This window comes from Agrobacterium genomosp. 2 str. CFBP 5494 (assembly GCF_900013495.1).
Lineage (GTDB): Bacteria > Pseudomonadota > Alphaproteobacteria > Rhizobiales > Rhizobiaceae > Agrobacterium > Agrobacterium pusense.
The window spans coordinates 2,366,181-2,383,862 of record NZ_LT009718.1 but is presented as its reverse complement, the minus strand read 5'-3'; the positions used below and the strand labels follow the sequence as shown (position 1 = coordinate 2,383,862).

Below are 17,682 nucleotides of genomic sequence, written 5' to 3'. Positions count from 1 at the left end.
AAGGAACTCCGATATGGCGAAAACAAGCGCAGTTGAAAAGAACAAGCGCCGCCGCAAGTCGGTCGCCCAGCAGGCCAGCAAGCGCGCGGCCCTCAAGGCGATCGTGATGAACCAGTCCCTTCCGATCGAAGAGCGGTTCAAGGCCACCCTGAAGCTCGCTTCGCTGCCGCGTGACGGCTCGAAGACGCGTATCCGCAACCGCTGCGAAGTAACGGGCCGTCCGCGCGCGTTCTATCGCAAGCTCAAGATGTCGCGTATCGCGCTTCGTGAGCTGGGCAATTCCGGCAAGGTGCCGGGCATTGTCAAGTCGAGCTGGTAAGGAGACGGGCACATGACCATGACTGATCCTTTGGGTGATATGCTCACCCGCATCCGCAATGGTGCTGCTCGCCGTAAGTCTTCGGTAAGCACGCCTGCTTCCAGCCTCCGCGCACGCGTTCTCGACGTGCTGCAGTCTGAAGGCTACATTCGCGGTTATTCCAAGGTCGATTTCGAAAACGGCAAGTCCGAATTCACCATCGAGCTGAAGTACTACGAAGGCGCGTCCGTGATCCGTGAGATCGGCCGCGTTTCCAAGCCGGGCCGCCGGGTTTATGTCTCGGTAAAGTCCATTCCGCAGGTCGCGAACGGCCTCGGCATCACCATCCTTTCGACCCCGAAGGGCGTGATGGCCGATCACCAGGCTCGCGAACAGAACGTTGGTGGCGAGGTTCTTTGCTCGGTCTTCTAAGACCCGAGCAAGGATCTCCATAACGAACAGACAGGATTGAATAATGTCTCGTATCGGTAAAAAGCCCGTTCCGGTTCCCGCAGGTGTGACGGCCAATGTCGACGGCCAGAAGGTTACTGCTAAGGGCCCGAAGGGTGAACTGTTTTTCGTCGCTAACGACGACATTCAGCTGAAGCTCGAAGATAACGGCGTTTCCGTAACGCCGGCTAACGGCACCAAGGAAGCTCGTTCGAAGTGGGGCATGTCCCGCACGATGATCGAGAACATCTTCAAGGGTGTTAAGGACGGCTATGAGCGCAAGCTCGAAATCAACGGCGTTGGTTACCGTGCCGCCATGCAGGGCAAGAACCTGCAGCTGGCTCTCGGTTTCAGCCACGACGTTGTGTACGAGCCTCCGGTCGGCATCACCATTGCCGTTCCGAAGCCGACGGAAATCATCGTTTCCGGCATCAACAAGCAGCAGGTTGGCCAGGTTGCCGCGGAAATCCGCGAATACCGCGGTCCCGAGCCCTACAAGGGCAAGGGCGTAAAGTACGCTGAAGAGCGTATTGTACGCAAAGAAGGCAAGAAGAAGTAAGGATCACGCGAAATGGCTAGCAGGAAAGAAGCACTTGCACGTCGCGCGAGCCGTGTGCGCCGCCAGATCAAGGCGGTTGCCAACGGCCGCCCGCGCCTGTCGGTTCATCGCTCGTCGAAGAACATCTACGCCCAGATCATCGATGACGTTGCTGGCAAGACGCTTGCGTCTGCCTCCACGCTCGAAGCCGATCTGCGCGGCTCGCTCAAGACTGGCGCCGACGTTGCAGCAGCAGCTGTTGTCGGCAAGCTGGTTGCCGAGCGCGGCGTCAAGGCTGGCGTCAAGGATGTTGTATTCGACCGTGGCGCGTTCATCTATCACGGCCGTATCAAGGCTCTGGCAGATGCAGCCCGCGAAAGCGGCCTGAACTTCTGATTTTTTTCCGCCCGGACATCGATCCGGGCGGAATTTCACCGGACCATGCGGATCTCGTCTTCGGGGCCGCTGGTCTTTTCGTTTGCCGTTCCACCCGTAAAAGAAAAAGGACAAGGACAATGGCACAGGATAAAAGAGGTTCCCGCGAAGAGCGTCAGAACCGCGAAGAGCGCGATAGCGAATTCGTCGACAAGCTGGTCGCGATCAACCGCGTTGCAAAGGTTGTTAAGGGCGGCCGTCGTTTCGGCTTCGCCGCTCTCGTCGTCGTTGGCGACCAGAAGGGCCGCGTTGGTTTCGGTCACGGCAAGGCTCGTGAAGTTCCGGAAGCGATCCGCAAGGCAACTGAAAGCGCAAAGCGCGATCTGATCTTCGTTCCGCTGCGCGATGGCCGCACGCTGCATCACGACGTCAATGGCCGTCACGGCGCAGGCAAGGTTCTGCTGCGTTCGGCCAAGGCCGGTACCGGTATCATCGCCGGTGGTCCGATGCGCGCCGTTTTCGAAACGCTCGGCGTTCATGACGTTGTTGCAAAGTCGACCGGTTCTTCGAACCCGTACAACATGGTTCGCGCGACGTTCGACGCTCTGAAGCATCAGGTTCATCCGAAGGACATCGCTGCACAGCGCGGTCTGAAGTATGCGACCCTTCAGGCTCGTCGTGCCGCTTCCGGCAACGCTTCTGAAGAATAAGGAGCTGGATCATGGCCAAGAAAACTACTGAAGCCAAGAAGACTGTTACGGTCGAACAGATCGGCAGCCCTATTCGCCGCCCGGCAATCCAGCGTCAGACGCTGGTGGGTCTGGGTCTCAACAAGATGCATCGTCAGCGTACCCTGGAAGACACTCCGGCGGTTCGCGGCATGATCCGTGCGGTCCAGCATCTCGTTCGCGTCGTTGACGAGAAGTGAGACGGAGTAACCTATCATGAAACTCAATGAAATCAGAGACAACGAAGGCGCCTCCAAGGATCGTATCCGCGTAGGTCGCGGTATCGGTTCCGGCAAGGGCAAGACCGGTGGTCGCGGTGTGAAGGGTCAGAAGGCTCGTTCGGGCGTCGCCATCAACGGCTTCGAAGGCGGTCAGATGCCCATCTACCGTCGTCTGCCGAAGCGCGGTTTCAACAACATCTTCGCTTCCGAATATGTTGTCGTATCGCTCGGCCGCATTCAGACCGCCATCGACGCCAAGAAGCTTGACGCTTCCGCAACGATCGATGCTGCTGCTCTCAAGGCTGCCGGCGTTATCCGCCGCGCCAAGGACGGCGTTCGTATTCTCGCCGACGGCGAGCTGAAGGCTAAGGTCGCTTTCGAAGTTGCCGGTGCTTCCAAGCCCGCAATCGAAAAGATCGAAAAGGCTGGCGGCTCGATCAAGCTTCTCGCAGTTGCAGCAGAAGCCGCCGAGTAATATATAGACTTCAGGCGCCCGGGGCTTGTCGCTCCGGGCGTTTGCGCTCCCTGGCCACTGTTGCTTTCGATCTAAATCGATTTATAGAGCATCAGGGAAATCTCTTCGCGGTGTGCTTCCTCGGCCCCGCTTGCGGCAGAAAGTGCTGCAGGGAGAGCCTCACAGTTCTTGAACTTCCATAGGGGAGGGGATAGGACATAAAAAACAGGGTGAGGCATGATGGCGGCGCAGAGCCGCGTTTGTCCGAAGCTCGGTTTTGACCAGTATCTTTTAGACCTTTCCGCATCGGCCGGTTGCGCTGGCTGGCAAGGGTCATTCGGAGAAATTTATGGCTTCAGCAGCGGAACAACTGGCTTCGAACCTGAATTTTTCGACCTTCGCTAAGGCGGAGGATCTGAAAAAGCGTCTCTGGTTTACTCTTGCCGCACTTCTCGTCTATCGTCTCGGCACCCATATTCCGCTTCCGGGCCTGAACCCTGAAGCCTATGCGCAGGCCTTCCGTGGCCAGGCCAACGGTATTCTCGGTCTTTTCAACATGTTTGCGGGTGGGGCTGTCGAGCGCATGGCGATTTTCGCCCTCGGCATCATGCCTTACATCTCCGCTTCGATCATCGTGCAGCTTATGACCTCGGTCGTGCCTTCGCTCGAAGCGTTGAAGAAGGAAGGCGAAGCCGGCCGCAAGATCATCAACCAGTACACCCGTTACGGCACGGTGCTGCTCGGCACGCTGCAGGCCTATGGCATTGCGGTCGGCCTCGAAAGCGGTAACGGCCTTGTCGTTGATCCGGGCTGGTTCTTCCGCATTTCCACCGTCATCACGCTGCTTGGCGGCACGATGTTCCTGATGTGGCTCGGCGAACAGATCACCTCGCGCGGTATCGGCAACGGTATTTCGCTGATCATCTTCGCGGGCATTGCCGCCGGTCTGCCCAAGGCCCTGGCCGGCACGCTGGAACTCGGCCGCACCGGTGCGCTTTCGACCCCGCTCATCCTGACGGTCGTCGTCGTTGCAATCGGCGTCATTGCCCTCATCGTCTTCGTGGAGCGTGCGCAGCGCCGTCTGTTGATCCAATATCCGAAGCGACAGGTCGGGAACCGCATGTTCCAAGGCGATACCTCGCACCTGCCGCTGAAGCTTAACACGGCCGGCGTCATTCCTGCGATCTTCGCATCGTCGCTGCTGCTTCTGCCGGCAACGGCTGCAGGCTTTGCGGGTAACACCAACCTGCCGACCTGGGCGACCTCGATCATCGCCTCGCTGCAGCATGGCCAGCCGCTGTTCATGGCGCTTTATGGCCTGCTGATTGCTTTCTTCGCCTTCTTCTACACGGCGATCGTATTCAATCCGAAGGATACGGCTGACAATCTCAAGAAGCATGGCGGCTTCATTCCGGGCATCCGTCCGGGCGAGCGCACTGCGGAGTACATTGATTACGTTCTGACCCGCATCACTGTGGTCGGCGCGATTTATCTGGTCTTCGTCTGTATCCTTCCTGAGACACTTATCGCACGTACGGGCATTCCATTAGCCCTTGGTGGTACTTCGCTTTTGATCGTTGTCAGTGTAACTCTGGATACGGTTGCGCAGATTCAGGGTCACCTGATCGCCCAGCAGTATGAAGGTCTGATCAAGAAGTCGAAGTTGCGTGGAGGAAAGAGGGGACGATGAGACTGATATTTTTGGGTCCGCCGGGTGCGGGCAAGGGAACCCAGGCCAAGCGGCTTACTGACAAGTACGGGATCCCCCAGCTTTCAACCGGTGACATGCTGCGCGCTGCGGTCAGCGCGGGCACCGAAATCGGCAAGCGCGCCAAGGCCGTCATGGACGCCGGCGGGCTGGTATCCGACGATATCGTCAATCAGATCGTTTCCGAACGTATCGAAGCTCCTGACTGTGCCAAGGGCTTCATTCTCGACGGTTATCCGCGCACCGTTCCGCAGGCGAAGGCGCTTGCCGACAACATGCGCAAGAAGAACCTGGTGCTCGACGCCGTCATCGAACTCAAGGTGGACGAAGAGGCTTTGATTCGCCGAATCGAAAATCGCGTGGCTGAAACCATTGCCGCCGGCGGCACTGTTCGCTCTGACGATAATCCGGAAGCTTTCCGCAAGCGCCTGACGGAATATCGCGAAAAGACTGCGCCGCTGTCCGCTTATTACAGCGAACAGGGCGAACTGGTGACGCTGGATGGCATGGCAGATGTCGATGCCGTCACCGAGGCCATCGAGCGCGTTCTCGAGAAAGCCTCTGCCTGATCGAAGGAATGAATGGGCGAGGACTGCGTTCTTGCCCATCTTCCTTTTCGAAAGGCGGCTGATCCCTTGGATCGCAAAAGAATCTTGGCGGAGCCGGTTGCTTTTTTGCGCTGATTCCGTTAAACACCGCGCCAACTCGCGACATCCCAAGCGACTGGCGCGGATTTCCCTTAGGGAAGGGAGATCCGGGTTCGGTCGTTTTGACTTGTCACGGACATCAATTTGAACTGGCGGTCTTGTCGGCCGCTCGAATGGAATCACCACTTGCCGGATGGCAACTGGAACCAAGGAGAAAAGACGTGGCACGTATCGCTGGCGTCAACATCCCGACTGCGAAGCGCGTTGTTATTGCGCTGACCTACATTCACGGGATTGGTCCGAAATTCGCGCAGGAAATCATGGACAAGGTCGGTCTTCCGGCTGACAAGCGCGTTCATCAGCTGACGGATGCTGAAGTTCTTCAGATCCGCGAAGCCATCGACCGCGACTACCAGGTCGAAGGCGACCTGCGTCGCGAAACGTCGATGAACATCAAGCGTCTGATGGACCTCGGTTGCTACCGCGGCCTGCGTCACCGTCGTGGCCTTCCGGTCCGCGGTCAGCGCACGCACACCAACGCCCGCACCCGCAAGGGTCCGGCGAAGGCTATCGCTGGTAAGAAGAAGTAATTTTCCGGTTCTCCGGAAAAGGGAGGCTGGTGCAGTCCGCGCCAGCCTTTCTGAGTTTGGCGAAAAGCTCGGTTACGGGCTGATTGCCGGTGTAGCCGCTGGTGTTACGGCGGTGAAGAGATCAATGAAAGGTATAAAATGGCCAAGGAAGCCGCACGCGTCCGTCGTCGCGAACGCAAAAATATCACGTCTGGCGTCGCGCACGTCAATTCGACCTTCAACAACACGATGATCACCATCACCGACGCACAGGGCAATGCTATTGCCTGGTCGTCCGCTGGTGCCAAGGGCTTCAAGGGTTCGCGTAAGTCGACCCCGTTCGCTGCCCAGATCGCTGCTGAAGATTGCGCGAAGAAGGCTCAGGAACACGGCATGAAGTCGCTTGAAGTTGAAGTTTGCGGTCCGGGTTCCGGCCGTGAATCGGCACTTCGCGCCCTGCAGGCTGCCGGTTTCATGATCACTTCCATTCGCGACGTGACGCCGATCCCGCACAACGGTTGCCGTCCGCGCAAGAAGCGCCGCGTCTGACGCGACCGTGGTTCGGAAATTCCGCCTTACCTCAGGTCTGGCGGAATTTTCGTGTATCTGGCGTGTGCGCGTCGATTTCGATCGGCGGACTTGCGCTCAAGAACCCACCGATGAACCGCTGAATTTGGTTCCTCTCGGTGTTTTCATGCTCGGTCCGTCACGATTGGATGGTGGCGGCGAACGGAAGGTTTAAAGATGATTCAGAAGAACTGGCAGGAACTTATCAAGCCGAACAAGGTCGAGTTCACCTCGTCCAGCCGCACCAAGGCAACGCTCGTTGCCGAGCCGCTGGAGCGTGGTTTCGGTCTTACCCTCGGCAACGCGCTGCGTCGCGTTCTGTTGTCTTCTCTGCGCGGCGCCGCTGTTACGGCCGTGCAGATCGACGGTGTCCTGCACGAATTCTCCTCCATCCCCGGCGTCCGGGAAGATGTGACGGATATCGTGCTCAACATCAAGGAAATCGCCATCAAGATGGATGGCGACGATTCCAAGCGCATGGTCGTGCGCAAGCAGGGCCCGGGTGCCGTAACCGCTGGTGACATCCAGACGGTTGGCGACATCGAGATCCTGAACCCCGACCACGTGATCTGCACGCTCGACGATGGCGCTGAAATCCGCATGGAATTCACCGTCAACAACGGCAAGGGTTACGTACCGGCTGAGCGCAACCGCGCGGAAGATGCCCCGATTGGCCTCATTCCGGTGGACAGCCTCTATTCTCCGGTCAAGAAAGTGTCCTACAAGGTTGAAAACACCCGTGAAGGCCAGGTTCTCGACTATGACAAGCTGATCATGACGATCGAGACCAACGGTTCGGTTTCCGGCGAAGACGCCGTTGCCTTCGCCGCTCGCATTCTTCAGGACCAGCTGGGCGTCTTCGTCAATTTCGACGAGCCGCAGAAGGAAGCAGAAGAAGAATCGGTTACGGAACTCGCGTTCAACCCGGCGCTTCTCAAGAAGGTCGACGAGCTCGAGCTGTCGGTTCGTTCGGCAAACTGCCTGAAGAACGACAACATCGTTTACATCGGCGACCTGATCCAGAAGACCGAAGCCGAAATGCTCCGCACGCCGAACTTTGGTCGCAAGTCGCTGAACGAAATCAAGGAAGTTCTCGCTTCCATGGGTCTGCACCTCGGCATGGAAGTGCCGGCATGGCCGCCTGAGAACATCGAAGATCTCGCAAAGCGTTACGAAGACCAGTACTAACAAACAAGAAGGCAGACCTCAAAGACTGCCTTTCCCCGTCAAACAGCAGGTAAGTCACCTGCATGTGCCAGGAAACGGCAGGCCTTAAAGAAGGAACCTGCGTAGAAGGAGAATAGCAATGCGCCACGGTAATTCAGGCCGCAAGCTCAATAGAACCGCCAGCCACCGCAAGGCAATGTTTGCCAACATGGCTGCTTCGCTCATCACCCATGAGCAGATCGTCACCACGCTTCCGAAGGCGAAGGAAATTCGCCCGATCGTTGAGAAGCTCGTCACTCTCGGCAAGCGCGGCGACCTGCACGCTCGTCGTCAGGCGATTTCGCAGATCAAGGATCAGGACGCTGTTCGCAAGCTGTTCGACGCGATCGCAGCACGTTACGCAAACCGTAACGGCGGCTACCTGCGTATCATGAAGGCAGGCTTCCGCCAGGGCGACAATGCCGCTCTCGCCGTCATCGAATTCGTCGAGCGCGACGTTGACGCCAAGGGCGCAGCCGACAAGGCTCGCGTTGCCGCTGAAGCTGCTGCTGCCGAAGCTGCATAAGGTTTGACGCCGTTCAGGCGTCATGAGTTAAAAAGCCGGGCGAGTGATCGCCCGGCTTTTTTGTTTGCGTTGTTTTCTGTGTTTAAGGCTGGCGATCGGGCGAATATTGGCTGATTTGACGAATAAGATCGGCAAGTGGCGCCATCAGGGCGACACGGTCCGAAGCATGATGGGCCAGCCAAAGCTTTTGCAGGTCTTCTTCATTGATCTCGCCATTCTCAATGTGTTCGAGAAGCTTTGATAGTGCGTTCCGATGACCGCTGTTCATCGTCCGGGCAATATCAGTGGGGGCGAGAGCCATCCCCATTGCCATGATGCTGAAAATCTCTGAAACAGCCGCTTGACTGGAGCCGGCAATTTTAGGGCGTTGCGAGGTTTTCGGGTTTTGGTCCGTCGGTTTCATGTTTTTGACGGGCGTTGCTGTGCATTGCCAACGGCGCGTCTTCCCCGCTTCCGCGCCATGATCGACGGCCGTACCAGCCGATAGCCCAACAGCACCACCATCATGCTGATATAAAACACCGGCTCCAGCGTGATCGATTTTCGTGCCAGCACGAAATGCAGGACGCCGACGATGAGCACGAGATAGACGAGTTTATGCAGCGTGTTCCAGCGGCTGCCGAGTTTGCGGATCGACCAGCGGTTGGAGGTGAGCGCCAGGGGAAGGAGCATGACGAGCCCCGCCATGCCGAACATGATATAGGGCCGTTTCAGGATATCACCGGCAATGGAACTGAAGACGAGGCCACGGTCCAGCACCAGATAGACGGTAAAGTGCGCCAATACGTAATAAAAGGCAATCAGGCCCAGCGCCCGACGATAGGCGATGAGGTTGATGTTGAAGAGATCGCGTAGCGGCGTCACCAGCAGGCCTAGACAGAGGAAGCGAAGCGCCCAGATGCCAAGGAGGTGTTCGAAATCCTTGACCGGGTTGAAGCCGAGGCCTCCGGTTGCGGCGAGGTAGAAATACCAGACGCCGGGAGCAAGGCCGATGACATACAGCGACCAGATGGCCGCCGGTTGGTAACGCTTCGGCAGAGAGGGTAAGGTGAAGGCGAAAGCCATGGTCAATAATTCGCCTTCAGGTCCATGCCGGCGTAGAGGCTCGCTACTTCATCGTAGCCATTGAACATCAGGGTAGGGCGGTTCTGGGTGCCAAAGAAGCCGCCTTCGCCGATGCGCTGCTCCGTCGCTTGGCTCCAGCGGGGATGGTCCACATGTGGATTGACGTTGGAATAGAAGCCGTATTCGCGGGCGTTGGAATTTTTCCAGGTCGTTTCCGGCTGTTTCTCGACAAGCGAAATGCGGACGATGGATTTGATGCCCTTGAAGCCGTACTTCCACGGCACGACAAGCCGGATCGGTGCGCCGTTCTGGTTCGGCAACGTCTCGCCATAAAGGCCGACGGCAAGGATGGTCAGGGGATGGCGGGCTTCATCGAGACGCAAACCTTCGACATAGGGCCATGACAGGGGCTGGAACAGGCCGCTCTGTCCGGGCATTTCCTCTGGCCGCACCACGGTCTCGAAGGAAACATATTTCGCGCTGCCCAGCGGTTCGACCTTGTCGAGCAGGCTTGCAAGTGGGAAGCCGATCCATGGAATGACCATCGACCAGCCTTCGACGCAGCGCATGCGGTAGGTGCGTTCCTCAAGCTGATATTTCATCAGCTCTTCGATGCCGAATTCCTGTGGCTTGGAAACGAGGCCATCCACTTTCACGGTCCAGGGTGTGGGTTTGAACTTGCCGGAATTTTCCTTGGGGTCGGATTTGCCGACGCCGAATTCGTAGAAGTTGTTGTAGCTGGTGACGGCATCAAGCGGCGTGAGTTTTTCATCCAGCTTGTAAGCGCCGGGTTTCGCCGCGAGCGGAGCGGCAACCGCCTCACTGCCCGCAAGCCCTATTGCCGCAAGGCCCGCCGCTGTGCCGAGGAAGCCGCGTCTGGAAAGGTAGATGTTTTTCGGCGTGATTTCGCTTGCCGAAATATGGGGCGGACGATAGGCGGGCATTGGAACCTCCACAAAAGCCGGGTGCATCGGCGATAAATCGATTATGATAGCCAATACGGCCGCTGCACAGATATGTTTCAGTCTGCTGCGGAAAAACAGCGCCGGGCAGACGGAAATCGCGCATTTGTGATAGGCCGTCGTCCGCTCGCCCGCGTTAAGGGAAAGGCGTACCGTACCGAACCGTACTGTTTTGCCCTAAGGTGACAGTGACAGCGCTTGCGGTTTGCGTTAGAAACACCGCAAAATAGGGCAGAGGCAGCTTCCACCGCGTTGCGGGCAGGCGCGCTTCGCCCCGAGATTGAGGAAAACACCATGCCAGCCTATCGCTCAAGAACGACAACCCACGGCCGCAACATGGCGGGCGCGCGCGGCCTTTGGCGCGCCACCGGCATGAAGGATAGCGATTTCGGCAAGCCGATCATCGCTGTCGTCAATTCCTTCACGCAGTTCGTGCCCGGCCACGTCCACCTCAAGGATCTCGGCCAGCTGGTTGCCCGGGAAATCGAGGCGGCCGGCGGTGTTGCCAAGGAATTCAACACCATCGCGGTCGATGACGGCATCGCCATGGGCCATGACGGCATGCTTTATTCGCTGCCCTCGCGCGAGATCATCGCTGACTCGGTCGAATATATGGTCAATGCCCATTGCGCCGATGCCATGGTGTGCATTTCCAACTGCGACAAGATCACCCCCGGCATGTTGAATGCTGCCATGCGCCTCAACATCCCCGCCGTCTTCGTGTCCGGTGGTCCGATGGAAGCGGGCAAGGTTGTCCTGCATGGCAAAACCGTCGCGCTCGATCTGGTCGACGCCATGGTCGCTGCCGCCGATGACAAGATTTCTGACGAGGACGTCAAGGTTATCGAGCGATCGGCCTGCCCGACCTGCGGTTCCTGTTCCGGCATGTTCACCGCCAATTCAATGAACTGTCTGACCGAGGCGCTGGGCCTGTCTCTGCCCGGTAACGGCTCGACGCTTGCCACCCATTCGGATCGCAAGCGACTTTTCGTCGAGGCCGGTCATCTGATCGTCGATCTGGCCCGCCGTTATTACGAGCAGGAAGACGAAACCGTTCTGCCGCGGACCATCGCCAACAAGGCGGCGTTTGAAAACGCCATGTCGCTGGATATCGCCATGGGCGGCTCCACCAATACGGTGCTGCATATTCTGGCTGCCGCGCACGAGGGCGGGGTGGATTTCACCATGGAAGACATCGACCGTCTTTCCCGCAAGGTTCCGTGCCTTTCGAAAGTCGCGCCCGCCAAGCAGGACGTTCACATGGAAGACGTTCACCGCGCGGGTGGCATCATGCGCATTCTTGGCGAGTTGGAGCGCGGCGGTCTGATCAACCGCGATACCCATACGGTGCATGAAGCGACGCTCGGTGACGCCATCGACCGCTGGGACATCACCCGCACCAACAGCGAGACGGTGCGCGAATTCTTCAAGGCGGCCCCCGGCGGCGTGCCGACGCAGGTTGCCTTCAGCCAGTCCTCGCGCTGGGACGATCTGGATACCGACAGCGACAATGGCGTCATTCGCTCGGTCGAGAAACCTTTCTCCAAGGATGGTGGTCTTGCCGTGCTTTACGGCAACATCGCGCTCGACGGCTGTATCGTGAAGACGGCAGGTGTTGATGAGTCCATCCTGAAATTCAACGGCCCGGCGGTCGTTTACGAAAGCCAGGACGCGGCGGTTAAGGGCATTCTGGGCAACGAGGTCAAGGCGGGCGACGTCGTCGTCATCCGTTATGAAGGTCCTAAGGGCGGCCCGGGCATGCAGGAAATGCTCTATCCGACCAGCTACCTGAAATCCAAGGGCCTCGGCAAAGCCTGCGCGCTGATCACCGACGGTCGCTTCTCTGGTGGCACGTCAGGCCTTTCCATCGGCCACGCCTCGCCGGAAGCGGCACAGGGCGGCGCCATCGGCCTCGTGCGTCAGGGTGACCTGATCGAGATCGACATTCCGAACCGCACGATCAACCTGAAGGTTTCCGACGCGGAACTGGCCTCGCGCCGGGCCGAGCAGGAAGAGAAGGGCTGGAAGCCGGAAGCACCGCGCAAGCGCAATGTCACGACGGCGCTGAAGGCCTATGCGGCCTTTGCGTCGAGCGCAGACAAGGGTGCTGTGCGGATATTGCCGGAGTAATCCTATCGCAGAGTGGGTTGGAAGGTTACGCCTGATGCGTCGCTTTCTTCCCGGAGTGCTCGAAGAGCAATACAAGCACGCTTCGTCACCCCGGAACCGATCCGGGGTCCAGCGCGATCAAGTCCTCGATCGCAAGAGACTCTTCTTACGGCGCAGACGCGCCGTGCCTGATGCCGGATCAAGTCCGGCAGGGCTGAGGAGAAAGCTCTCCACCTCCATTTAAATTGAGCCGCTCTCTGAGCGGCTTTTTGCTGTCTGAATTTGGAGTGAATTCGGCTCACAAACAGATTCAATTACTTCGCGGGATGATTCCTGGTATCCTTTCAACGTTTTGTTTTTCCATCGTAAATGTGGAGCTGACTGCAGATTGTTTCTTGCCTGGCGGTCACATTGGAGTGATGTTCGTCCAGCGACCCTTTTCCAGAAAGCAGCGATGCCTAACTTCATCACCATGAAAAGACGAACCGCACTCGCCCTCATGGCATCGCTACCCTTCGCCTCACTTGCCCGTGCCCAGAGCGCCGGGAACAACGTCCGTTCCGATCCGTTGCTGCGGGAGGCGGATGCGCTTTCCAGCCTCAAGACCGTCATCGTCAGCATCGATGGCGAGGAGATCGCTAGCCGCGCCTATCATGGTGCCGGCTTGAACGGCTCCACCAATATCAAATCGGCCTCAAAATCGATCATCTCCGCGTTGGTCGGCATGGCGATCGACCGCAAGGTTCTCCAAGGTGCGGACCAGCCGATCGCGACCATTCTGCGCGGTGAATTTCCGCAAAATCCCGATCCCCGGCTGGAGCGGATCACCGTCGGTAACCTCCTGTCAATGCAATCCGGTCTGGAGCGCATGTCCGGGCCGAATTACGGCCGTTGGGTCGCCAGCCGCAACTGGGTGCGGATGGCCTTGGGGTCGGGTTTCGCCGGAGAGCCGGGTGGCGGCATGCTTTATTCCACGGCGTCGACACATCTGCTGTCGGCGATATTGACGAAGGCATCCGGCCGTTCGACGCTTTCTCTCGCCCGAGACTGGTTTCGGCCCCTGGAAGGGTTTTCCATCGGCGGCTGGGAGCGCGATCCGCAGGGCATCTATCTCGGCGGCAACCAGATGGCGATGACCGCGCGGTCGCTGCTGGCCTTCGGTGAGCTTTACCGCAGGGGCGGCGTGACACCCGGTGGTGAGCGGTTGATTTCGCAGGACTGGATCGAGCAATCATGGCGACAGCGCACCAATTCGGTCTTCAACGGCGACGGTTACGGTTATTGCTGGTTCATCAGGGAGATGGCGGGCGAAACGGTCTATTATGCCTGGGGTTATGGCGGGCAGATGCTGTACATCGTGCCGGCAAAACGACTGTCCGTCGTGATGACCTCCCGTGAAGACGCGCCATCGGCCCGAACCGGTTATCGCGACCAGTTGCATGGCCTCATGGAGAACGTCATCCGCGCGGTGTGATCGGGTCAGAGCGGCCGGTTGATGCTCTGAAACGCCTCTCCGAGACGTTTCATGCGCTCCTCATAGGCGCCGGTAAGGCAGGCAACGTCGGCTGCACATTCCTGGCGCTTCTTCAGCCACTGGCTCTGCTCGTCGCGCAACGTGTCGCGGGCGCCCATGGCCATCAGCTGGGTTAGGATATCGAAGGTGGTGGCCATCTTCACGTCCTGATCGTTCAGGGCGCGGTTGTCGCAGATGGCCTTTTCATCCGCTGCGAGATCGGATTTCGTGCAGTCGAAACTTGCAGCACCGGCCGTTGAGAGGAGCGAGGAAGCAAAAAGGATGCCGCAGGCGAGAAGGGGCTTTTTCAAATGCATGGCTTGTCTCTGTTGAGGACTGCTGGTGCGGATGAAACCAAAATACGCCTTTGCTGGTTCCATCAGCGGAAGCCGCCGTGCCTGAAACCCACGGTCATCATCTTGCCGCTCTTTGCTTTACAGGCTTTGACGTTATAACTCCATCATACTGATGACGATGAGGAATCACATGCGAAGCGTGTTGAAGTATCTGTCCACCGGCTTTCTCGCCGCGCTCATTCTCCTGCCAGCGGGTGCCCGGGCGCAGGACAACAGGACCGTGCCGTCCAGCCACACGGAAATGCAGCTTTCCTTCGCGCCGCTGGTCAAGCGCACCGCCGGCGCGGTGGTGAATGTCTATGCCGAACGCATCGTGCAGCGGCGGTTGTCGCCCTTCGCCGGTGATCCCTTCTTCGAACAGTTTTTCGGGCAGCAAATGCCGAACCGCACGGAAAAGCAGTCGTCGCTCGGTTCAGGCGTCATCGTCACAGCCGGCGGTCTCGTGGTGACCAACAATCATGTCATTGACGGTGCTGACGACATCAAGGTGGCGCTTGCGGATGGGCGCGAATTTTCCTCCAAGGTTCTCATGAAAGATGACCGGGTCGATCTTGCCGTGCTGCAGATCGACGCCAAGGAGCAGTTCCCGGTGCTTCCGCTCGGCAATTCGGACAAGATCGAAGTCGGCGATCTGGTGCTGGCGATCGGTAACCCCTTCGGGGTCGGTCAGACGGTGACGAGCGGCATCGTCTCGGGCCTTGCCCGCAACCAGGTGACGCAGGGCGATTTCGGCTTCTTCATCCAGACCGACGCCTCCATCAACCCGGGCAACTCCGGCGGCGCGCTGATGAATATGGCTGGCGAGCTGATCGGCATCAACACTGCCATCTTCTCCAAGGGCGGCGGCTCGAACGGCATCGGTTTCGCTATTCCGGCCAATCTGGTCCGGGTTTTTGTGGCTGCTGCTGAACGGGGCGATGCGAACTTCCAGCGGCCCTATATTGGCGCGACCTTCGATCCCGTCACTTCGGATGTCGCGGAGGCGCTTGGCCTGCATCGCGCCCGGGGAGCGCTGGTCGTCAGCGTTGTCAAAGGCAGCCCCGCGGAAAAGGCCGGCATAGAGCCGGGCCAGGTGGTGACTGCGGTCAACGGATTGGAGGTGGAGCATCCCGATGCGCTCGGTTACCGCCTGACCACGGCCGGCATAGGCAAATCTGCTGAACTGACCGTCATGGACAAGGGCAAGGAAAAGAAGCTGACGATTGCACTTGACATTGCGCCCGAAACCGCTCCCCGCGACGAACGGCTGATCGAAGGCCGCAATCCGTTCGCCGGCGCGACCGTTGCCAATCTTTCGCCGAAGCTTGCTGACGAATTGCGCATGCCCTCGCAGGTCACGGGTGTCGTCATCACCGATGTGAAGCGTGGCTCGCCGGCTTATCGTGTCGGTTTTCTGCCGAAAGATGTGATCCTTTCATTGAACGGCGCAGATATCGGCTCCACGGCCGCTGTCGAAAAGGCGCTGGATGACAATCCTGGTTTCTGGCGGGTGGAAATCCTGCGTGACGGGCAGCGTATCCGGCAGTTCCTCCGATGAGCGACGATCTCTTCGCCCCGCAAGTGCCGGTGGAGGTCGCCAACCGGCGGCCTCTCGCCGATCGCCTGCGCCCGAAGACGCTGGCGGAAGTAAGCGGGCAGCCGCATCTGACGGGCGAGGAGGGCGTTCTGCGCCGCATGATCGATAGCGGCTCGCTGGGGTCGATGATCTTCTGGGGGCCGCCAGGCACTGGCAAGACGACGGTCGCCCGACTGCTTTCCGGCGAGGCGGGGCTGGCTTTCGAACAGATATCAGCGATCTTTTCCGGCGTCGCCGATCTCAAGAAGGTTTTCGAAGCGGCGCGTGCAAGGCGCATGAACGGTCGCCAGACCCTGCTTTTCGTCGACGAAATTCACCGTTTCAACCGTGCGCAACAGGACAGTTTTCTGCCTGTCATGGAGGACGGCACCATTATTTTGGTGGGTGCGACCACCGAGAATCCCTCGTTCGAACTGAATGCCGCTCTGTTGTCGCGGGCTCGTGTCCTGACATTTCGGTCGCATGACGAGGACAGTCTCAGCGAGCTTCTGAAGCGCGCGGAGGAGGCGGAGCAGAAGCCCCTGCCACTGACGGAGGATGCACGTGCAAGCCTGATCCGCATGGCCGATGGCGACGGTCGCGCGGTGTTGACGCTTGCCGAAGAAGTCTGGCGCGCGGCGCGGAAAGATGAAACCTTCGACACGGAAGGGCTCACGCGCATCGTGCAACGCCGTGCGCCCGTCTACGACAAGAGCCAGGACGGCCACTACAATCTCATTTCCGCGCTGCATAAGTCGGTGCGTGGATCGGACCCGGATGCAGCACTTTATTATCTCGCCCGCATGTTTGATGCCGGCGAGGACCCGCTCTATATCGGCCGGCGGCTGGTGCGCATGGCGGTGGAAGATATCGGCCTTGCAGATCCGCAGGCGCTCGCCGTCTGCAATGCTGCCAAGGATGCCTATGATTATCTTGGTTCACCGGAGGGTGAACTTGCGCTGGCGCAGGCCTGCGTCTACCTCGCCACCGCTCCGAAATCGAATGCCGTCTATACCGCCTTCAAGGCTGCGATGCGCGCCGCGAAGGAAAATGGCTCGCTTGTTCCGCCCAAACACATCCTGAATGCACCGACCAAGCTGATGAAGGGCGAGGGATATGGTGACGGCTACCGTTACGATCATGACGAGCCGGACGCTTTTTCGGGTCAGGATTACTTCCCGGAAAAAATGGGGCGGACCACCTTTTACGATCCACCGGACAGAGGTTTCGAACGCGAAATCCGCAAACGTCTCGACTGGTGGGCGAAACTGCGTCGCGAGCGGGAATCGCGTTAGCCCTCATCTTCACAAAATGATTCAGGCGCTTGCCAAAAAGAGTCGCGAAACTGCGCTATCGCATTGTTTTTTCAAATAAGTCAGGATGCCTTGCGCTGAGGCGCGGCCTGCGGCTGCGCCGGCAGCATCTTGACCGATGATTCCGCCAGGCCGTTATGCCCGTCGGCATCGATCACCAGATGCCAGTGCATCGTTTCGGGGATGGCGATCCGGATTGGCGACTTTTTCGCGACGCCGCCAAGATATTTGAAATCGAGCAATTCGGTGAAGCGCTGGAAATTCGCGCCCGTCATCAACCGGACATTGTTGATGGCCGAGAGAGATACTTCAATGATCGTGCCCGCCCGCAATTCCTTCAGGTCATAATGCGTGTAGCGGAAATTCGGCCGTGCCATCGCGCGCCTCCAAGTACCGGTATTGTGGCAAAAGAGGATAGGGAGGCAGGGTTAACGCTGCCTTTAAATTCGAGCGGTTTTCATCGAATTACTGGCTGTCCCGCCGGCGGCCAATGGCGATGGTGAGTATTTCAGGCCGTGTTCG

General features: G+C 58.8%; 22 protein-coding genes. 17 read left to right on the top strand and 5 right to left on the bottom strand.

Going from position 1 to position 17,682, the window contains the following annotated elements:
- The first annotated feature begins 13 nt into the window (after positions 1-13).
- The 13 genes from rpsN to rplQ all read left to right on the top strand — a co-directional run bounded on the left by rpsN (position 14) and on the right by rplQ (position 8,287).
- Positions 14-319 carry a 30S ribosomal protein S14 gene (rpsN, locus tag AGR2A_RS11995; protein ID WP_004442591.1) on the top strand — a complete coding sequence of 102 codons (306 nt, stop codon included), beginning with the start codon at positions 14-16 and terminating at the stop codon, positions 317-319.
- 12 nt (positions 320-331) lie between these two features.
- On the top strand, positions 332-730 hold the full coding sequence (rpsH, locus tag AGR2A_RS11990; RefSeq protein ID WP_004442588.1) for a 30S ribosomal protein S8: 399 nt from the start codon (positions 332-334) through the stop codon (positions 728-730).
- 43 nt (positions 731-773) lie between these two features.
- The gene (gene rplF / locus AGR2A_RS11985) at positions 774-1,307 is read left to right on the top strand and encodes a 50S ribosomal protein L6 (protein WP_003495204.1); all 534 of its coding nucleotides are present in this window, start codon (positions 774-776) and stop codon (positions 1,305-1,307) included.
- A gap of 12 nt (positions 1,308-1,319) precedes the next feature.
- Positions 1,320-1,682 (top strand): 50S ribosomal protein L18, encoded by a 363-nt coding sequence (gene rplR, locus AGR2A_RS11980; RefSeq protein WP_003507787.1) that lies wholly within the window; start codon positions 1,320-1,322, stop codon positions 1,680-1,682.
- Positions 1,683-1,801: 119 nt separating this feature from the next.
- Positions 1,802-2,371 (top strand): 30S ribosomal protein S5, encoded by a 570-nt coding sequence (gene rpsE, locus AGR2A_RS11975; protein WP_004442585.1) that lies wholly within the window; start codon positions 1,802-1,804, stop codon positions 2,369-2,371.
- 11 nt (positions 2,372-2,382) lie between these two features.
- On the top strand, positions 2,383-2,589 hold the full coding sequence (gene rpmD, locus AGR2A_RS11970) for a 50S ribosomal protein L30 (protein ID WP_003495212.1): 207 nt from the start codon (positions 2,383-2,385) through the stop codon (positions 2,587-2,589).
- A gap of 16 nt (positions 2,590-2,605) precedes the next feature.
- Complete coding sequence (gene rplO, locus AGR2A_RS11965; RefSeq protein WP_003521009.1) at positions 2,606-3,085, top strand: 50S ribosomal protein L15; 480 nt, start codon at positions 2,606-2,608, stop codon at positions 3,083-3,085.
- Positions 3,086-3,413: 328 nt separating this feature from the next.
- Complete coding sequence (gene secY / locus AGR2A_RS11960) at positions 3,414-4,754, top strand: preprotein translocase subunit SecY (protein ID WP_004442582.1); 1,341 nt, start codon at positions 3,414-3,416, stop codon at positions 4,752-4,754.
- Positions 4,751-5,341 carry an adenylate kinase gene (locus AGR2A_RS11955; protein ID WP_003507790.1) on the top strand — a complete coding sequence of 197 codons (591 nt, stop codon included), beginning with the start codon at positions 4,751-4,753 and terminating at the stop codon, positions 5,339-5,341. Before secY ends, AGR2A_RS11955 begins: the two co-directional genes overlap by 4 nt.
- 299 nt (positions 5,342-5,640) lie before the next feature.
- Positions 5,641-6,009 carry a 30S ribosomal protein S13 gene (gene rpsM / locus AGR2A_RS11950; protein ID WP_003516122.1) on the top strand — a complete coding sequence of 123 codons (369 nt, stop codon included), beginning with the start codon at positions 5,641-5,643 and terminating at the stop codon, positions 6,007-6,009.
- A gap of 138 nt (positions 6,010-6,147) precedes the next feature.
- Positions 6,148-6,537, top strand: coding sequence for a 30S ribosomal protein S11 (gene rpsK / locus AGR2A_RS11945; RefSeq protein ID WP_003495225.1), 390 nt, complete (start codon positions 6,148-6,150; stop codon positions 6,535-6,537).
- Positions 6,538-6,732: 195 nt separating this feature from the next.
- Complete coding sequence (locus tag AGR2A_RS11940) at positions 6,733-7,743, top strand: DNA-directed RNA polymerase subunit alpha (protein ID WP_003495228.1); 1,011 nt, start codon at positions 6,733-6,735, stop codon at positions 7,741-7,743.
- 118 nt (positions 7,744-7,861) lie between these two features.
- The gene (rplQ, locus tag AGR2A_RS11935; protein ID WP_003521014.1) at positions 7,862-8,287 is read left to right on the top strand and encodes a 50S ribosomal protein L17; all 426 of its coding nucleotides are present in this window, start codon (positions 7,862-7,864) and stop codon (positions 8,285-8,287) included.
- Positions 8,288-8,369: 82 nt separating this feature from the next.
- Here the strand turns inward: rplQ and AGR2A_RS29035 are convergent, their stop codons facing one another.
- From AGR2A_RS29035 to msrP, 3 genes are read right to left on the bottom strand one after another with little or no spacing between them, the layout of a single operon-like run.
- The gene (locus AGR2A_RS29035) at positions 8,370-8,690 is read right to left on the bottom strand and encodes a hypothetical protein (RefSeq protein WP_004442573.1); all 321 of its coding nucleotides are present in this window, start codon (positions 8,688-8,690) and stop codon (positions 8,370-8,372) included.
- The gene (gene msrQ / locus AGR2A_RS11930) at positions 8,687-9,352 is read right to left on the bottom strand and encodes a protein-methionine-sulfoxide reductase heme-binding subunit MsrQ (protein ID WP_037092979.1); all 666 of its coding nucleotides are present in this window, start codon (positions 9,350-9,352) and stop codon (positions 8,687-8,689) included. The genes AGR2A_RS29035 and msrQ overlap by 4 nt, the downstream gene beginning before the upstream one ends.
- Positions 9,353-9,354: 2 nt before the next feature.
- Positions 9,355-10,296: a protein-methionine-sulfoxide reductase catalytic subunit MsrP gene (msrP, locus tag AGR2A_RS11925; RefSeq protein ID WP_022556528.1), complete on the bottom strand. Its 942-nt coding sequence runs from the start codon at positions 10,294-10,296 to the stop codon at positions 9,355-9,357.
- 312 nt (positions 10,297-10,608) lie between these two features.
- Between msrP and ilvD the strand changes: the two genes are divergently transcribed.
- Positions 10,609-12,444, top strand: coding sequence for a dihydroxy-acid dehydratase (gene ilvD / locus AGR2A_RS11920; RefSeq protein WP_072494600.1), 1,836 nt, complete (start codon positions 10,609-10,611; stop codon positions 12,442-12,444).
- 451 nt (positions 12,445-12,895) lie between these two features.
- Complete coding sequence (locus AGR2A_RS11915) at positions 12,896-13,897, top strand: serine hydrolase domain-containing protein (RefSeq protein ID WP_072494940.1); 1,002 nt, start codon at positions 12,896-12,898, stop codon at positions 13,895-13,897.
- Between the two features lie 5 nt (positions 13,898-13,902).
- Here AGR2A_RS11915 and AGR2A_RS11910 read toward each other — a convergent pair whose 3' ends face one another.
- Positions 13,903-14,253 (bottom strand): lysozyme inhibitor LprI family protein, encoded by a 351-nt coding sequence (locus AGR2A_RS11910; protein WP_004442563.1) that lies wholly within the window; start codon positions 14,251-14,253, stop codon positions 13,903-13,905.
- 169 nt (positions 14,254-14,422) lie between these two features.
- Here AGR2A_RS11910 and AGR2A_RS11905 point away from each other — a divergent pair, with 169 nt between their 5' ends.
- Both AGR2A_RS11905 and AGR2A_RS11900 read left to right on the top strand, forming a co-directional pair.
- A complete protein-coding gene (locus AGR2A_RS11905) occupies positions 14,423-15,829 on the top strand; it encodes a DegQ family serine endoprotease (protein WP_022556525.1) in 1,407 nt (468 codons plus the stop codon).
- Positions 15,826-17,142: a replication-associated recombination protein A gene (locus tag AGR2A_RS11900; RefSeq protein ID WP_035211375.1), complete on the top strand. Its 1,317-nt coding sequence runs from the start codon at positions 15,826-15,828 to the stop codon at positions 17,140-17,142. Before AGR2A_RS11905 ends, AGR2A_RS11900 begins: the two co-directional genes overlap by 4 nt.
- Before the next feature lie 80 nt (positions 17,143-17,222).
- Here the strand turns inward: AGR2A_RS11900 and AGR2A_RS11895 are convergent, their stop codons facing one another.
- On the bottom strand, positions 17,223-17,537 hold the full coding sequence (locus AGR2A_RS11895; protein ID WP_004442557.1) for a DUF1883 domain-containing protein: 315 nt from the start codon (positions 17,535-17,537) through the stop codon (positions 17,223-17,225).
- Between the last annotated feature and the right edge of the window lie 145 nt (positions 17,538-17,682).

Bases quoted from the DNA above. Each gene is read 5' to 3' on its own strand.
- rpsN (WP_004442591.1), top strand. From the start codon at position 14: ATGGCGAAAACAAGCGCAGTTGAAAAGAACAAGCGCCGCCGCAAGTCG.
- rpsH (WP_004442588.1), top strand. From the start codon at position 332: ATGACCATGACTGATCCTTTGGGTGATATGCTCACCCGCATCCGCAAT.
- rplF (WP_003495204.1), top strand. From the start codon at position 774: ATGTCTCGTATCGGTAAAAAGCCCGTTCCGGTTCCCGCAGGTGTGACG.
- rplR (WP_003507787.1), top strand. From the start codon at position 1,320: ATGGCTAGCAGGAAAGAAGCACTTGCACGTCGCGCGAGCCGTGTGCGC.
- rpsE (WP_004442585.1), top strand. From the start codon at position 1,802: ATGGCACAGGATAAAAGAGGTTCCCGCGAAGAGCGTCAGAACCGCGAA.
- rpmD (WP_003495212.1), top strand. From the start codon at position 2,383: ATGGCCAAGAAAACTACTGAAGCCAAGAAGACTGTTACGGTCGAACAG.
- rplO (WP_003521009.1), top strand. From the start codon at position 2,606: ATGAAACTCAATGAAATCAGAGACAACGAAGGCGCCTCCAAGGATCGT.
- secY (WP_004442582.1), top strand. From the start codon at position 3,414: ATGGCTTCAGCAGCGGAACAACTGGCTTCGAACCTGAATTTTTCGACC.
- AGR2A_RS11955 (WP_003507790.1), top strand. From the start codon at position 4,751: ATGAGACTGATATTTTTGGGTCCGCCGGGTGCGGGCAAGGGAACCCAG.
- rpsK (WP_003495225.1), top strand. From the start codon at position 6,148: ATGGCCAAGGAAGCCGCACGCGTCCGTCGTCGCGAACGCAAAAATATC.
- AGR2A_RS11940 (WP_003495228.1), top strand. From the start codon at position 6,733: ATGATTCAGAAGAACTGGCAGGAACTTATCAAGCCGAACAAGGTCGAG.
- rplQ (WP_003521014.1), top strand. From the start codon at position 7,862: ATGCGCCACGGTAATTCAGGCCGCAAGCTCAATAGAACCGCCAGCCAC.
- AGR2A_RS29035 (WP_004442573.1), bottom strand. From the start codon at position 8,690: ATGAAACCGACGGACCAAAACCCGAAAACCTCGCAACGCCCTAAAATT.
- msrQ (WP_037092979.1), bottom strand. From the start codon at position 9,352: ATGGCTTTCGCCTTCACCTTACCCTCTCTGCCGAAGCGTTACCAACCG.
- msrP (WP_022556528.1), bottom strand. From the start codon at position 10,296: ATGCCCGCCTATCGTCCGCCCCATATTTCGGCAAGCGAAATCACGCCG.
- ilvD (WP_072494600.1), top strand. From the start codon at position 10,609: ATGCCAGCCTATCGCTCAAGAACGACAACCCACGGCCGCAACATGGCG.
- AGR2A_RS11915 (WP_072494940.1), top strand. From the start codon at position 12,896: ATGAAAAGACGAACCGCACTCGCCCTCATGGCATCGCTACCCTTCGCC.
- AGR2A_RS11910 (WP_004442563.1), bottom strand. From the start codon at position 14,253: ATGCATTTGAAAAAGCCCCTTCTCGCCTGCGGCATCCTTTTTGCTTCC.
- AGR2A_RS11905 (WP_022556525.1), top strand. From the start codon at position 14,423: ATGCGAAGCGTGTTGAAGTATCTGTCCACCGGCTTTCTCGCCGCGCTC.
- AGR2A_RS11900 (WP_035211375.1), top strand. From the start codon at position 15,826: ATGAGCGACGATCTCTTCGCCCCGCAAGTGCCGGTGGAGGTCGCCAAC.
- AGR2A_RS11895 (WP_004442557.1), bottom strand. From the start codon at position 17,537: ATGGCACGGCCGAATTTCCGCTACACGCATTATGACCTGAAGGAATTG.